This window comes from Kitasatospora sp. NPDC087314 (assembly GCF_044744365.1).
GTDB lineage: Bacteria > Actinomycetota > Actinomycetes > Streptomycetales > Streptomycetaceae > Kitasatospora.
Window position 1 is genome coordinate 406,908 of sequence record NZ_JBIUYE010000007.1, and the last position, 14,291, is coordinate 421,198.

Annotated in this window: 11 protein-coding genes and 1 pseudogene; 8 read left to right on the forward strand and 4 right to left on the reverse strand. The window is 72.2% G+C overall.

All coding sequences use genetic code 11. The features are described from left to right. Nucleotides 1-6: 6 nt before the first annotated feature. Nucleotides 7-210 (forward strand): hypothetical protein, encoded by a 204-nt coding sequence (locus tag ACIO5E_RS18250; protein WP_400668636.1) that lies wholly within the window; start codon nt 7-9, stop codon nt 208-210. 251 nt (nt 211-461) lie between these two features. Here the strand turns inward: ACIO5E_RS18250 and ACIO5E_RS18255 are convergent, their stop codons facing one another. After that, complete coding sequence (locus ACIO5E_RS18255) at nt 462-746, reverse strand: hypothetical protein (protein WP_400668638.1); 285 nt, start codon at nt 744-746, stop codon at nt 462-464. A 214-nt stretch (nt 747-960) separates the two neighbouring features. Here ACIO5E_RS18255 and ACIO5E_RS18260 point away from each other — a divergent pair. The 4 genes and pseudogenes from ACIO5E_RS18260 to ACIO5E_RS18275 form a co-directional block, all read left to right on the forward strand. After that, nucleotides 961-1,209, forward strand: a pseudogene (locus ACIO5E_RS18260) (winged helix-turn-helix domain-containing protein); the annotation flags it as partial. Nucleotides 1,210-1,245: 36 nt separating this feature from the next. Beyond that, nucleotides 1,246-3,930: a BTAD domain-containing putative transcriptional regulator gene (locus ACIO5E_RS18265; protein ID WP_400668767.1), complete on the forward strand. Its 2,685-nt coding sequence runs from the start codon at nt 1,246-1,248 to the stop codon at nt 3,928-3,930. Nucleotides 3,931-4,396: 466 nt separating this feature from the next. Then, nucleotides 4,397-5,161, forward strand: a complete 765-nt coding sequence (locus tag ACIO5E_RS18270) for a methyltransferase domain-containing protein (protein WP_400668640.1) — start codon at nt 4,397-4,399, stop codon at nt 5,159-5,161. 80 nt (nt 5,162-5,241) lie between these two features. Beyond that, nucleotides 5,242-7,095 (forward strand): SpoIIE family protein phosphatase, encoded by a 1,854-nt coding sequence (locus ACIO5E_RS18275; RefSeq protein WP_400668642.1) that lies wholly within the window; start codon nt 5,242-5,244, stop codon nt 7,093-7,095. A 52-nt stretch (nt 7,096-7,147) separates the two neighbouring features. Here the strand turns inward: ACIO5E_RS18275 and ACIO5E_RS18280 are convergent, their stop codons facing one another. Next, nucleotides 7,148-9,340 carry an MMPL family transporter gene (locus ACIO5E_RS18280; RefSeq protein WP_400668644.1) on the reverse strand — a complete coding sequence of 731 codons (2,193 nt, stop codon included), beginning with the start codon at nt 9,338-9,340 and terminating at the stop codon, nt 7,148-7,150. A 156-nt stretch (nt 9,341-9,496) separates the two neighbouring features. Here ACIO5E_RS18280 and ACIO5E_RS18285 point away from each other — a divergent pair, with 156 nt between their 5' ends. After that, entirely contained in the window at nt 9,497-10,120 is a 624-nt protein-coding gene (locus ACIO5E_RS18285) for a TetR/AcrR family transcriptional regulator (protein WP_400668646.1), read from the forward strand. Nucleotides 10,121-10,166: 46 nt separating this feature from the next. Here the strand turns inward: ACIO5E_RS18285 and ACIO5E_RS18290 are convergent, their stop codons facing one another. Next, nucleotides 10,167-11,117, reverse strand: a complete 951-nt coding sequence (locus ACIO5E_RS18290) for a LysR substrate-binding domain-containing protein (protein WP_400668648.1) — start codon at nt 11,115-11,117, stop codon at nt 10,167-10,169. Between the two features lie 191 nt (nt 11,118-11,308). On the opposite strand from ACIO5E_RS18290, the gene ACIO5E_RS18295 reads away from it, so the two are divergent. After that, on the forward strand, nt 11,309-11,860 hold the full coding sequence (locus ACIO5E_RS18295; RefSeq protein ID WP_063347991.1) for a peroxiredoxin: 552 nt from the start codon (nt 11,309-11,311) through the stop codon (nt 11,858-11,860). Between the two features lie 3 nt (nt 11,861-11,863). Further along, complete coding sequence (locus ACIO5E_RS18300; RefSeq protein WP_280676482.1) at nt 11,864-12,406, forward strand: alkyl hydroperoxide reductase; 543 nt, start codon at nt 11,864-11,866, stop codon at nt 12,404-12,406. Nucleotides 12,407-12,472: 66 nt separating this feature from the next. On the opposite strand, the gene ACIO5E_RS18305 is transcribed toward ACIO5E_RS18300, so the two are convergent. Beyond that, a complete protein-coding gene (locus tag ACIO5E_RS18305) occupies nt 12,473-13,882 on the reverse strand; it encodes an AI-2E family transporter (protein WP_400668651.1) in 1,410 nt (469 codons plus the stop codon). Between the last annotated feature and the right edge of the window lie 409 nt (nt 13,883-14,291).

A 14,291-nucleotide genomic window follows, 5' to 3' on the forward strand; every position in this document is an offset into this window, starting at 1 on the left:
AGCGCGGTGAGCACCCGTCAACGCGACGCCGCGGCCTACCGGCCGCACGTGGGTGAACTCGTCCTCGACCGGAGGACCGGACGCACCGGCATCTACATGGACACCATCGGCGGGGAGCACTACCTGCGCCCCGAGGGCGGCGGCTGCGAATGGACCGCCGAACCGAACCACGTCTCGCCCGTTCCCAGACCCCGCGATTCAGCTGATTGACATCGGCGCCGGTAGTTGCGGCAAAACCCACGCAAACTACGGCATTCGGGGCCCGGTAATCCCCCCGGTGAATCAGGAATTCCGGAACGCCCCGCGCCCGACGCCGGGCACGTTACGGATAACGCCGGTCACCATGCGTGCACCACGGACGGGAATCGGCCACCGCGATGGACCCGCACACGAATTGGCGCGCACATCACCAACAGCGCCCCCGCACCCGGACGGGCACGGGGACACTCGGGCCGATCTCTTTACGGGCAGCCGGAAACGACGTTCTCGGGTTCGTAGGTCTTGCCCGGCTCGTCGGCGGCCGGCTTGACGGGCTCCAGTACGTGCTCAGCCTCGTCGCCGAAGACCTCGTTCTCGAAGGCATCCTTCCGGTCCGCGTTCGGCTCGGTGTACTCGGTCGGGTTCGAGGTCGCAGCCACCGCGCCCTCGACAGCCTGGCCGGCCTCCACAGCGGCGGCCGGAGCCGGAGTCTGCGCCGCACTCTCGGGCGTCGACGACACCGGGGTCTCGCTCTGGTTGTTGGCCATTGGGCGGCCGCCTTTCAGTCATCAATTGTCTTCAGCCCGACCTGCTTGGCGCGGGCGCGGGGACAGTATCGTAGGGTTGATTAAATGTCCGATAAACATCGTGCGGCTTGCGGGGCCGTCCGGCAGAGTCGGGCGTCCGCCTAAGCTGAAGCACCGCGGCGGACCGCCGAGCGCCCTTTCAAGAGATCAACACCACAGGCCATCGGGGGACTTCATGGAGTTTCGGGAGACACCGCAGGCACCTGCGCTGCGCTTCCAAGTCCTCGGTCCGGTCCAGGCCTGGCTCGACGGGAAGCCCCTCTCCCTCGGGTCCCCCCAGCAGCAAGCCATCCTGACCACCCTTCTGTTGCAGTCCGGCCGTCCGGTCACCACCCAGGATCTCGTCGACGCCCTGTGGGGCGACCGACCGCCGACCCAAGCCGTGGCCGCGCTCCGCACATACGTCTCCCGACTGCGCTCCGTCATCGAACCCCGACGAGAGATTCGCGGGCCCTCCGAGGTGCTGGTCTCCATCGCGGACGGCTATGCGCTGCGCATCCCAAACGACGCCCTGGACCTGACGGTCTTCGAAAAGCTGTCCGTCGACGCCGCGGCCGCCCGGGCCTCGGGAGACCAGCACGAGGCACACCGACTCCTCGCCCAGGCCCTGCAGCTGTTCAGCGGCCGTCCACTCACCGGCATCCCTGGCCCCTACGCCGACGCCCAACGGCTGCGGCTGGCCGAACGTCAAGTGGCCGCCGTCGAGGAATCCTGCGCCGCCGCCCTCGACATCGGCCTCCACGCCGAAATCGTCAGCGACCTCAACATCCTGACGGCCGAGCACCCACTGCGCGAACGACTCCGCGAACTGCTCATGCTGGCGTTGTACCGATGCGGTCGCCAGGCCGAAGCCCTGGGTGTCTACACCGACACCCGCAAGCTGCTCATCGAGGAACTCGGGGTCGAGCCGGGCGCCAGCCTGTCCGCCATGCACGCCCGTATCCTCGCGGCGGACCCGGCACTGACCCTCCCGGAGGTGACCGCCTCCGCCGCAGCCCGAAGGGACGGTCCGGCCGCCCCCCCGGCACCAGCCCAACTCCCCGCCGACGTATCGGACTTCAGCGGCCGCTCAAAGCTGGTGGCCGATCTGTCGACGATCCTGCAGAACGCCACCGGCCAGGCCGTGGTGGTGACGTCGTTGGCCGGGATCGGGGGCGTCGGCAAGACCACCCTCGCTGTCCACGTCGCCCACCGCGTCCGGTCGGAATTCCCGGACGGTCAGCTGTACGTCGACCTGCGTGGGGCCGGCGCCTCACCGGCCGACCCGGTGGTCGTCCTGGGCGACTTCCTGCATTCACTCGGCGTCACCGAGAGTCCCGACTCGCTCGAACAGCGCGCGGCCCTCTACCGCTCACAGCTCGCCGGACGACGGATGCTCATCCTGCTGGACAACGCACGGGACGCCGAACAGATCAAGCCGCTGATCCCAGGCGTCTCCGGCTGCGCCGTACTGGCCACCAGCCGGTCCCGACTGGCCGGCATCCCGGGTGCGCAGTTGTTCGACGTGGAGGAGCTGACGCCGGCCGAGGCAATGTCGCTGTTCTCGGCCATCGTCGGGGAGCAGCGGGCCGCTGCTGAGCCGGAGGCCACCATGGCCGTGGTCAAAGCGTGCGGTTTCCTGCCGCTGGCCGTCCGCATTGCCGCCGCCCGCCTGGCCAGCCGCCCGCGCTGGAGCGTCTCCGATCTGGCCCGCCGGTTAGCCGATCAAAGGCGCCGCCTAGACGAACTCCAGCTGGGCAACCTCGCTGTGGAGACCACCATCGGGCTCGGCTACGGACAACTCTCCGCGGCCGAGGCTCGGGCCTTTCGGCTTCTCTCGTTGATCGACTCCACTGACATCCCGCTGGAGGCGGCAGCTGCGCTGCTCGATCTGAACGAAGATGCCGCCGAGGACCTCGTCGAGGCACTGGTCGAAGCGAACATGCTGGAATGCTTCACCCCGGGCCGCTACCGCTACCACGACCTGCTCCGCCTGTACGCCCAGCGGCAGAACGAGCGGATCGGCGACGCCGAGGAGCGGGAGCGGGCGATTCAGCGGCTGTTCGACCTGCTCATCCCGACCATGCGCAATGCGGCCCAGGCCATCGAACCGGACGACACACTGCCGGAGCTGCTGACGACGCCCGCCTTGCCGGGGATCGGCCTTCCGACCAGCCAGTCCGCGCAAGACTGGCTCCGAACCGAGGGCGCCCTGCTCCTCAGTGCCGTCGAGACCGCCGCGAACGGTCCCGACGCCCTGCAGCGCTCGGCAGTCGATCTGCTGAACCTGATGTTCAGCATCGACCCCGACCCGACCCGCGGCCCTCGGGGATGCCGGGTCCTGGAAACCATCAGCCAGGACGCGGAACGCCGTGGCGACTCGGCAGTGCTCGCCCGAGCGTACTTCGCCCTCGGTACCCTCCAGTCCGTCACCAGCGACTTCCAGGGCGCCGAGCATTCGCTGCGTCGGAGCCTCGACCACCAGGCACCGGACAACCCGTCCATCCTGCTGCTGGCTACGGCCAACACGCTGGGCTGGATCCTGGGCATCGGTAACAGCAAAACCGAGGCCCTGGGGTTCCTCGAACAGGCCCGGGCCACCAGCCAGGCTGTCCGCACACCGACCGCCGAGGCGCGGATCGTCGGCAACATGGCCCGGGTGCAGCACTGGCTCGGCATGACCGAGACGGCAATCCAGTCCGCCAGCGACGGAGTCTCCGCAGCGCGCGAGTCCAAGAACGGCCCGCTGCTCGCGCAGACGCTGTACCAGCTCGGCGTGGTGCTCACCGGTGGCGAAGCCGTCCCGCACCTGCGGGAGGCACATCAGCTTTACCGGTCCCAACGGAACCGGCTCTGGGAGGGCTACACCCTCGCCCGTCTGGCCTCCGCCCTACTCGCCGCCGGACAGCAGGGCGAGGCGGCCGAGGCGGCGGGCGCTTCGCTCGCGATCGCGCAGGAGATGGACTCCGCCTACTGCCAGGGCCTGGCCAACGCCGCCCTAGGCGAAGCGCTGCTCGCCCTGGCCCAGCCCGCCCGTGGCCTCGCGTGCCTCCAAGAGGCGCACGCGATCTTCACGCGGCTCGGTGTGCCAGAGGCCTCCCCCGTTGCGGACCTCATCTCCCGACAGCACACCGAGCCTCCCCCTTCTTCTCCCCCCGCGCCGTAGGCCTCCGCCCCCCGGCGGAGTCCCCCCTTGCGCGCGTCGGCGCCCCCGCAGCCCCCCGGCTGCGGGAGCGCCCTCAACGCTTCCCCGGCGCTGGACTCCACTCTGCACCGAGGCGATTGACGTTCGATAAACGCCCGATTGTCAGTCCGCGGATCGGCGAAACCGCAGGTCAGTCGTTCCACCACGGCGCGCCATCCGGCGCGCGGAGACCGGTCGCACCACCCCCACCCGCACCGTCGTGCTTCCGCAACCCGGTCCACACCGGCCCAAGCATGACGAGTTGGCTGGAAAGGGACCCCATGGCGCAGAGATCACGCATATTCTCAGATGCCAGTACACACACGAGTGTCTGCCGGCAACGTGTGGGCCGGCGAGGCAGGGCGGGCGCCGGGGCGGACGGCAGCCCGCTCCCGTGCGGCCGCGTGCAGCCGGCCGGAGGCCACGGGTGGAAGGGTGCCTCTCAATCGTGACGACCGGACAGATATCCGACGCGTTCCCCGTCGACGAGGACGCGGGAGACGACGAGCCCGACGTACGGCGGCGCCGGGCGGCACGTGCCCTGCAGGCGGTCGCCTTCGACACCATCGGCGCCGGGTACGGCGAGGCCTTCCCGGCCAAGGACGGGCAGCTGGCCTGCGGGCGGCAGCTGCTGGCCGAGCTCGAACCCGGGGCGCGGGTGCTGGACGTGGGCTGCGGCACCGGGGACCCGACGGTCCGGCAGCTGGTCGCGGGCGGGCTGCGGGTGACCGGGATAGACCTCTCGGACGTCATGCTCGCGCTGGCCAGGGAGGCCCGCTACCCGGGTGCACACCCGCCGGAGTTCCATCGGATCGACCTGTTCGATCTGGCCACCGAGCGCGCCGGGCAGGTCTGGAACGCCCCCGGGCTGGGGCCGCTGGGCAAGAACGGGTTCGCCGCCGTCACCGCGTTCTTCTCGCTGATCCTGCTGCCGCAGGACGAGATCCCGACCGTGCTCGCCCGGCTGCGCGAACTCCTTCGGCCGGGCGGACTGCTGGCGCTCGGCATGGTCGAGGCGGATCTGGATCACGTTCCGCTTCCATTCCTTGGCAGAGAGCTGCGGATCAGTGGGTATCTGAGGGAGGATCTGGAGCGGGTTCTGGTCACGGCGGGCTTCTCCGTCGAGGAGTGCTCGGGTCATCCGTACGCGCCGGCCAGTACCGCGCTGCCGCCGGAGGAACAGCTGTTCCTGTGCTGTCGACGCGTCGGCTGACCGACCGGACGGCAGCAGCGTCCGCCAGCAGAACACCGCAGACCACCGCAGAACCACACCGAATCCAGGACAGGCAGCCCGTGCGCGACCAGCTCAAGACCGAGGCCGGACAGCCGCCTGCCGTCCCGGGCCAGCGCGGCGGGCTCCCGGCGCCGGCGCACGCTCCGGCCGGCCACCCACACCGTGAGGACGTGGCGGGCCGGCTCGGCTACCTCGATTCGGCGACCCGGCGGATCAACAGCGCGCTCGACCTGTCCGCGACGCTGCGCAACATCGGCCGGGTACTGGTCCCGACCCTGGCCGACGCCGCCGTGGTCCACCTGCGCGACCCGCTGCCCAACGTCGAACGCGAACCCGGCTTCCCGGACGAGCTGCGGATCCACCACAGCACCGGCACCCGGATCGGACGGCGCGGCCGGCCGAGCGGCGCGGACGACCGGCACCGCTCCCGGTACGGCTCCCGCTCGGCCGCCGACACCGGCCCCGCCACCCCGGTGACCCGCGGCGGGGCGCTCGCGCACGCCCTGCTGAGCCGCCGCCCCGCCGAGTCCGCGGTGCTCGGCACGCCCGGCGCCGAACGCACCGAGGCGCTGCTGCGCGAGCTGTACGGCACCCGCGGGCTGGCCCGGTTGGCGGCGGGCACCTCGGTGCTGGCCCTGCCGTTGCGCGGTCGCAAGGCCGTCCTCGGCCTGCTGGTGCTGATCCGCCGCCCTCCTGAACGCACCGGCCGGCCCGCCTTCGACGCCGCCGACACCGCGACCGCCGCACACCTCGCCACCCAGGCGGGGCTGGCGGTGGACACCGCGCTGCGGTACGCCCGCGAGTGGGAGATAGCCAACGAACTCCAGCGCAGCATGCTGCCGTTGCGCCTTCCGCAGCCGCACGGCGTCCGGCTGGCCCAGCGCTACCTGCCCGGCGAGCGCGGCGCACAGGTCGGCGGCGACTGGTACGACGCCGTACCGCTGCCCGGCAACCGGGTCGCCCTGATCGTCGGCGACGTGATGGGCCACTCGCTCACCTCGGCCGCCATCATGGGCCAACTGCGCACCAGTGCCCAGACCTTGGCGGCCCTCGACCTGCCGCCGCACGAGGTGCTCTACCACCTGGACGAGCAGGCCCAGCGGCTCGGCCGCGAGCAGCACCTGGCGACCTGCGTGTACGCGGTGTACGACCCGATCGCCAACCGGGTGGTGCTGGCCAACGCCGGGCACGTCCCGCCCGTCCTGGTCCGACCGGACGGGACGGCCGAGTTGGTGGAGCTGGACTCCGGGGCACCGATCGGGGTCGGCGGGGTGGACTTCAACTCGGTCGAACTGCCCGCGCCTCCCGGCTCGGCCCTGCTGCTGTTCACCGACGGCCTGGTGGAGACCCGCAGCCGCCCGATCAGCGACGGCCTGGAGGTGCTCCGCGCCCGGATCGCCGCCGCCCGCTGGCAGTCCCCCGAACAGCTCTGCCAGGAGGCACTGCGGATCCTGCCGCCGGGCGACCGCGGCGACGACATCGCCCTGCTGGGCGCGTGCTTCGACGGCATCCCGGCCGGGGACGTCGCGCACTGGTACCTGCAGCCGCGCAACGAGACGCCCGGTCGGGCCCGTCGGCTGGCCGCCCACACGCTGCGCCGCTGGGGACTCGGCGAGCTCAGCGAGGCGACCGAGCTGATGGTCAGCGAGCTGGTGACCAACGCCGTCCAGCACGCGACCCGCCCGGTCACCCTGAGCCTGGTGCGCACCACCCGGCTGCGCTGCGAGGTCGGCGACGACAGTCCGCTGCTGCCGCGGCCGCGCCGCACCGGGCCGGAGGACGAACGCGGCCGCGGCCTGCAGATAGTGGCCAGGTGCGCCGACCGCTGGGGCGCCACCCGGCTGGGCACCGGCAAGGTGGTCTGGTTCGAGCAGCGCCTCCCCCAGCCGTCCACCGAGCAGCGGCAGCCTTAGGGCCTGCGCGGGCGCCCGGCGGGAGCGGCCCGCCGAGCGCCCGGACCGCGGTTCAGACCCCGACCGGCTCCTTCGCCGGCCGCTCCTCCAGGCGGGCGATCAGCTGCTCGCCCTCCATGTCGACCCGCGGCACGACCTTCTCCAGCCGCTTCGGGAACCACCAGGCGGCCCGGCCGAACAGCGCCATCGCGGCCGGCACCAGCGCCATCCGCACCACGAAGGCGTCCACCAGCACGCCCACCGCGAGGGCGAAGCCGATCGGCTGCACGATCGGGTCGTGGCCAAAGACGAACGAGCCGAACACCGACACCATGATCAGTGCCGCCGCCGTGACCACCCGGGCGCCGCCCCGCACCCCGGCCACGACCGCGTCCCGCGGTGCCCTGCCGTGGACGTACTCCTCCTTCATCCCGGAGACCAGGAACAGCTCGTAGTCCATCGCCAGCCCGAACAGCACGCCGATCAGCAGGATCGGCACGAAGCTCACCACCGGCCCGACCTTCGGCACGTCGATCAGGCCGTCCAGCCAGCCCCACTGGTAGACCGCGACCACCGCGCCGAGCGAGGCGGTGACGCTGAGCAGGAAGCCGGCCACCGCCTTGAGCGGGACGAGCACCGAGCGGAACGCCAGCGCCAGCAGCACCAGCGCGATACCGACGATCACCGCGAGGAACGGCGGCAGCGCCTGGCCGAGCTTGGTGGAGACGTCGATGTTGGCGGCGGTGGTGCCGGTGACGGCGATGTCCGCGCCGGTGGCGGACTTCAGCGACTCGCGCTGGTCGCGGATCTCGTTGACCAGCGTCCTGGTGCCGGCGTCGTCCGGCCCGGTCTGCGGGATGACGGTCAGCAGAGCGGTGCCGCCGGTCCGGTCGACGGCCGGGGGCAGCAGTGTCCGCACACCCGGCAGGGTCTGCAGCCGGGCCGCCACGCCCTGCACCGCCTGCTCCGGCCGCGGCGCGCCCTGGGCGTCCACGACGACCACCAGCGGCGCGTTGAAGCCCGGCCCGAAGCCGTCGCCGACCAGGTCGTAGGCCTTGCGCGCGTCGGTGCCGGCGGCCTGCGAACCGCCGCCCGGCAGGCCGAGGTCGAGGCTCGCGGCGGGCACGGCGAGCAGGCCCAACCCGGCCAGTCCGGCGAGCAGCACCGCCAGCGGGCGGCGGACCACGAAGCGGGCCCAGCGCTCGCCCAGGGTGGTGCGGCCATCGGGGCGGGTCTCCCGGTGCAGCGCCCGCTTCCAGACCGGCAGCCGGTCGATGGCCCGGCCGGCGAAGCCGAGCAGCGCGGGCAGCAGCGTGATCGCGACCAGGACGGCGACCACGACGGCGCCGGAGGCGGCCAGGCCCATCACGGTCAGGAAGGGGACGCCCGCGACGGCGAGCCCGGCGAGCGCCACGACGACGGTCAGGCCGGCGAAGACGACGGCGCTGCCGGCGGTGGCGGTGGCGCGGGCGGCGGCCTCGTCCGGCTCCAGGCCCTCGTCCAGGTGGCGGCGGTGCCGGGAGAGGATGAACAGCGCGTAGTCGATGCCGACGGCGAGGCCGACCATCAGCGCCAGCACCGGCGCGGTGGTGATGATCTCGAACGAGCCGGACAGCGCCATGATCGCGGCCATCGCCGCGCCGACCCCGACCAGGGCGGTCAGCAGCGGCAGCCCGGCGGCGACCAGCGAGCCGAGGGTGATCACCAGGACCACTCCGGCGACCACCAGGCCGATCGCCTCCCCGCCGTCGACCTGCGCCATCTTGTTGTACGCGTCGCCGCCGAAGGCGACGTCCAGCCCGGCCGCGCGGGCCGGCTCGGCGGCGGCCCTGACGGCCTCGCGCTGCTGGTCGGTGACGTCGGCGAGCTTGTGGTCGAAGGAGACCAGGGCGATCGCGACCCGGCCGTCCGGCGAGACGGCGCCGGTGGCGTACGGGTCGGGCACGGTGGCGACGCCCGGGACGGCGGCGATCCGGCCGACCGCCTCGCTGACGGCCCGGCCCGCCTCGGGTGCGGTGGCGCCGCCGGGCGCGGGGGCCGCGAAGACGACCTGGGCGGAGCCGTGGGCCTGCTGCGGGAAGGTGTCCTTGATCCGGTCCAGAGTGGTCTGCGCCTCGGTGCCCGGCACCTTGAACTCGTCGCTGGTCCTGCCGGCGAACGCCCCTGCGGCCCCGCCGAGCGCGATCAGCACGGCGATCCAGACGGCCAGCACCGCCCGCCTTCGCCGGAAGCAGTAGTGGCCCAGTCGGTAGAGGTACGTGGCCATGGGTGACCCCTCGGTCAGGTCGTCGGGCAGGCAGGTGCCTGAAGCAGGTCGCGCTCCACCGTACGCGCAACCTTGTCGGGTGACAAAGTTGGTCGACCGAATCGAGTGACAGAATCGTTCGACACAGTTATCCGACCATGGCGATACCCTGGCGGGATGGCTCATGTCCCCGCCTCCGAACGCCGTCCGCAACTGGTCCAGGCCGCCCTCGACCTGATGACCCGGGAGGGGGTCGCCGCCGGCAGCACCCGCGCGATCGCGGCCGAGCTGGGCGTGGCGCAGGCGACGGTGCACTACACCTTCGGCACCAAGAAGGACCTCTACCGGGCCGTCGTCGAGCAGCTGACCGCCGAGTTCATCGGCCACGTCCGCGCCTCCTACCCGGGCGACGGCTCCTTCGGCGAGCAGGTCGGGACGCTGGTCCACGCGCTCTGGGAGAGCTCGACCGGCGAGGACGGGCGGTGCGTGCTGCTGAGCGAGTTCGCGGCGCTGGCGATGCGCGACCCGGACCTGCAGGAGATCATGCGGGCGCTCCAGCACGGGATCGAGGGCACCGCGGCGGAGATGCTCACCGCGCTCGCCGACGCGCACGGCCTCCAACTGGCCATGCCCGCCCGGGAGATCGCCATCCACTTCCTCACCGGCTTCGACGGCCTCACCGACCGCTACCTGGCGCTGCGCGCGCCGGGCGAGCAACCCGACCCGGACACCCTGCGAGCCCTGGACCTGCTGGTGGCCACCACGGTCGGGCTCTGCCTCGGCGCCCCGGCGAGACCGTAGGCCCTCGGCGGGAATCGTCAGACGCGCCCTAATCGTCAGACGCGCCCTAGGAGACGATCCGGACCGGGAGTTCGGCCAGCACCTCGCGCAGCGCGACCGCGAAGCGTTCGTACTCGGCACTGCGCGCCGAACCCGGGCGGGTGGCCAGCCCGATCCGGCGGCCGGGCGCCGGGGCGGCGAAGCGCACGGCGGCCAGCCGGTCGGTGCGGCCGGCCTCGACGTCCAGCGCGGTGGCCGGCAGCAGCGTCACCCCGAGGCCGCCGGCGACCAGTTGCACCAGGGTGGACAGGCCGGCCGCGCGGGTGGTGGAGCCCGTCGGATCGGCGCCGACCTCGCGGCAGATGTCGAGGGCCTGGTCGCGCAGGCAGTGGCCCTCCTCCAACAGCAGCACGTCCAGGTCGAGCAGCACGTCGCGCGGGACGTCGATCCGCCCGGCGAGCGGATGGTCGGGCGGGGTGACCAGGACGAAGTCCTCGTCGAACAGCGGGATGTCCCGGGTCGGGGAGACGCCGCCGGCCGGGAGCGCGAGCAGCAGGACGTCCAGCCGCCCGGCTGCCAGCCCCTCCAGCAGCGAGGGCGTGCGCTCCTCGTGGACGTGCAGCTCCAGCTCCGGGAAGCGGTCGCGGACCAAGCGCAGCACGGTGGGCAGCAGGTAGGGCGCGACGGTCGGGATGACACCGAGGTGCAGCGGCCCGGTGAACGGGCGGCGGGCCGCGTCGACCTCCTCGGTGAGGGCCTGCAGCGAGGCGAGCACCCGGCGTGCATGCTCGCGCACGCGCTCCCCCAAGGGAGTGATAATCACCCTGCGCGTCGTACGCTCGACCAGCTGCGCGCCCAGCGACTCCTCCAGCGCCGCGATCGCCCCGGACAGCGCCGGCTGGCTGGTCCCGGTGGCGGCGGCGGCCTCCCGGAAGTGCCGGTGCTCGGCGACCGCGAGGAACGCCCTGAGCTGGGCGACGGTCGGCGCCCGGGGGCTGCGGACTGTGGCGCTCGCCACAACGGGCTCGGGTCTGGCGGCGGCACCCCTGCGGGGCCGGGGCCGGGACGTGGGAGGTTCGGTACTGATAGCCATCTCCGATCAGACACATCCAGTCTAGCTATTTCCCTGATCAGTCCACGATGTGGAAACGTAGGACGTGTCCGGAATCCGGACAAACTCCCCTCAGTCTCACTTCAGGAGAAGCGAACGTGCTCACGATCGGTGACAAGTTCCCCGAGTTCGAACTCAACGCCTGTGTCGACCTGGACGCCGCGAACGCCTTCGCCGAGATCAACCACAAGTCCTACGAGGGCAAGTGGAAGATCGTCTTCTTCTGGCCGATGGACTTCACCTTCGTCTGCCCGACCGAGATCGCCGCGTTCGGCAAGCTGAACGACGAGTTCGCCGACCGCGACGCCCAGATCCTCGGCGTCTCCGGCGACTCCGAGTTCGTGCACCACGCCTGGCGCAAGGACCACAAGGACCTGCGCGACCTGCCCTTCCCGATGCTGGCCGACGTCAAGCACGACCTGATGCGCGCCTGCGGCGTCGAGGGCGCCGACGGCACCGCTCAGCGCGCGGTGTTCATCGTCGACCCGAACAACGAGATCCAGTTCGTCATGGTGACCGCCGGCTCCGTCGGCCGTAACCCCAAGGAGGTCCTGCGGGTGCTGGACGCCCTGCAGACCGACGAGCTGTGCCCGTGCAACTGGACCAAGGGCGAGGACACCCTCGACGCCCAGGCCCTGCTGGCGGGCTGACCCATGGCCCTCGACGACCTGAAGGCCGCCCTCCCGGACTACGCCAAGGACCTCAAGCTCAACCTGGGCTCGGTCATCGGCAACTCCGACCTCCCCGCCCAGCAGCTCTGGGGCACCGTGCTGTCCTGCGCGATGGCCACCCGCAGCGCCGGTCTGCTGCGCGAGCTGGAGCCCGAGGCCAAGGCCAACCTCTCCCCGGAGGCGTACACCGCCGCCAAGGGCGCGGCCGCGATCATGGGGATGAACAACGTCTACTACCGGACGCTGCACCTGCTCTCCGACAAGGAGTACAGCACGATGCGCGCCGGTCTGCGGATGAACATCATCGGCACTCCGGGCGTCGAGAAGGTCGACTTCGAGCTCTGGTGCTTCGCCGTGTCGGCCATCAACGGCTGCGGCCAGTGCCTCGACTCGCACGAGGCCGTCCTGCGCAAGGCCGGCGTCGAGCGCGAGGTCGTCCAGGCCTCGATGAAGATCGCCGCCGTCCTGCAGGCCGTGGCCGGCGTCCTCGACGCCGAGGCCGCCCTGGCCGACGCCACCGCCTGACGGACCCGCGCCAACGCCGACGGGCCCCTTCCGGACACCACGTCCGGAAGGGGCCCGTCGGCGTCGTCAGCTCTCCGCGGGCGGGGCTGCGGCGCTACGGCCGGCGGCTTCGCGGGCGGCCTCCAGAGCGGTGAAGACGGCCTGACCGGCCTCGTTGCGCCGGCGCAGGTGGGTGATCACGGTGTTGGTGACGGCGATCAGGGGGACGGCCACCACCGCACCGCCGATGCCGCCGATGATGCCGCCGGCCGCGACGCCGAGGACGACGCCCAGCGGGTGCACCCGGACGGCGCGGCCGAGGATCAGCGGCTGGAGGATGTGGCTCTCGACCTGCATCACCGCGACCAGCACGATCAGCACCATCAGCGCCGTCCACGGCCCCTCGGTGACCAGGGCGATCAGCATCGCGACCGTGCCGGTGACGAGGGCGCCGACCAGCGGGACGAAGGCGCCCAGGAAGATGATCACGGCCAGCGGCATCGCCATCGGCACGCCCAGCAGATCGATGCCGATGCCGATGCAGACCGCGTCGATGAAGGCCACGCAGACGGTGCCGCGCACGTACGCGGTGAGCGTCGCCCAGGCCTTCGGGCCGGCGCCGGCCATGGCGAAGCGGGAGTGCCGGGGCAGCCCGCGCAGCGCCCAGTTCCAGATCCGCGCGCCGTCGTAGAGGAAGAAGAAGGTGGTGAAGAAGGCCAGCGCCACCGCGGTCAGCACCTCGACGGCGATCTGCGCGCCGGTCAGGCTGGCCGAGGTGATCTGGTCGGTGTTGGTGGTGATCGCCTTGCCGATCTGGTCGGCGTAGTCGTTGATCTGCTGCTGGGTCAGGTGCAGCGGCCCGGTGCTCAGCCAGTCCCGCAGCGTGTTCACACCGTCCTGCACGCGACTGGTGACCTTCGACAGGTTGGTGGACACCTGCCAGACCACGAACCAGCCGACCAGTCCGATGCCGGCCAACCCGCTCAGGAACACCGCGCCCGCCGCCAGCGAGCGCGGCACCCCGTGCCGCCGCAGCCAGGAGACCGTCGGCTCCAGCAGCGCGGAGATCAGCAGCGAGGCCAGCACCGCGAAGGCGACCAACCGCAGCATGTCGACGATGTAGAAGACGACGTAGAGCGCGGCACCGAGCAGCAGCAGCCGCCAGGTCGACTCGGCGGCCACCCGCAGCCCCCAGGGCACGGCCTCGGCCGGGGTGGCGGGCCGGCCGGGGTGGTACTCCCGTCCGAGGCCGGCCGGCGCGGCCGACGCGGGGGTGGCCGCGGCCGCCGCGGCCGCCGGTTCGGAGGACGGCGCCGCGGCGGGCTCGGCCCGCGGGGCCGGGACCGGATCGGGCGCCCCGGCCAGCACGGGGACGGCGAGCTCGTGCGGGTCCGCCGCCATCGCGGCGCGCCGGCGCCGTTCGATCACGGCGGCCGCGCTCGCCACCACGGCCATGCCCTTGGCCACGGCCTTGAAGGCCTTTCCGCCCCGCGCCATCCTCGCTACCACCGCTCCCCTGCTGAGCCGCCGTACCCGGCGGTACGCCGTGGGTCCCGCCACGGCCGTCAGGGATGACGCTACCGGGCGGGGGCGCGGCGAGTCCGGCCCCCGGCGGGTTCGGCTCGAACAACCCCGTCATCAAACCGGGGCAAAACGCCAGGTTTCAGATGGTTTCGGACCTGGATCGCTGGGGAGGAGTCGGGACGAGACCCCGGGGAGGGCGAGATCACGGCCTCAGCGGCCCCGGTCTCAGCGGCCCCGGCCTCAGACCAACTGTCGGCGGACCTGCCGGTGCGGGAGGCAACCAGGACCCCTTCCCGCGCCCCGCGTCCGCACCCGGGCCCGCACCGCCCGTGGGCGCACTGGTCAGCGCAGCCCGGGCGGCGCGGCCCGACCCTCCGCCCGA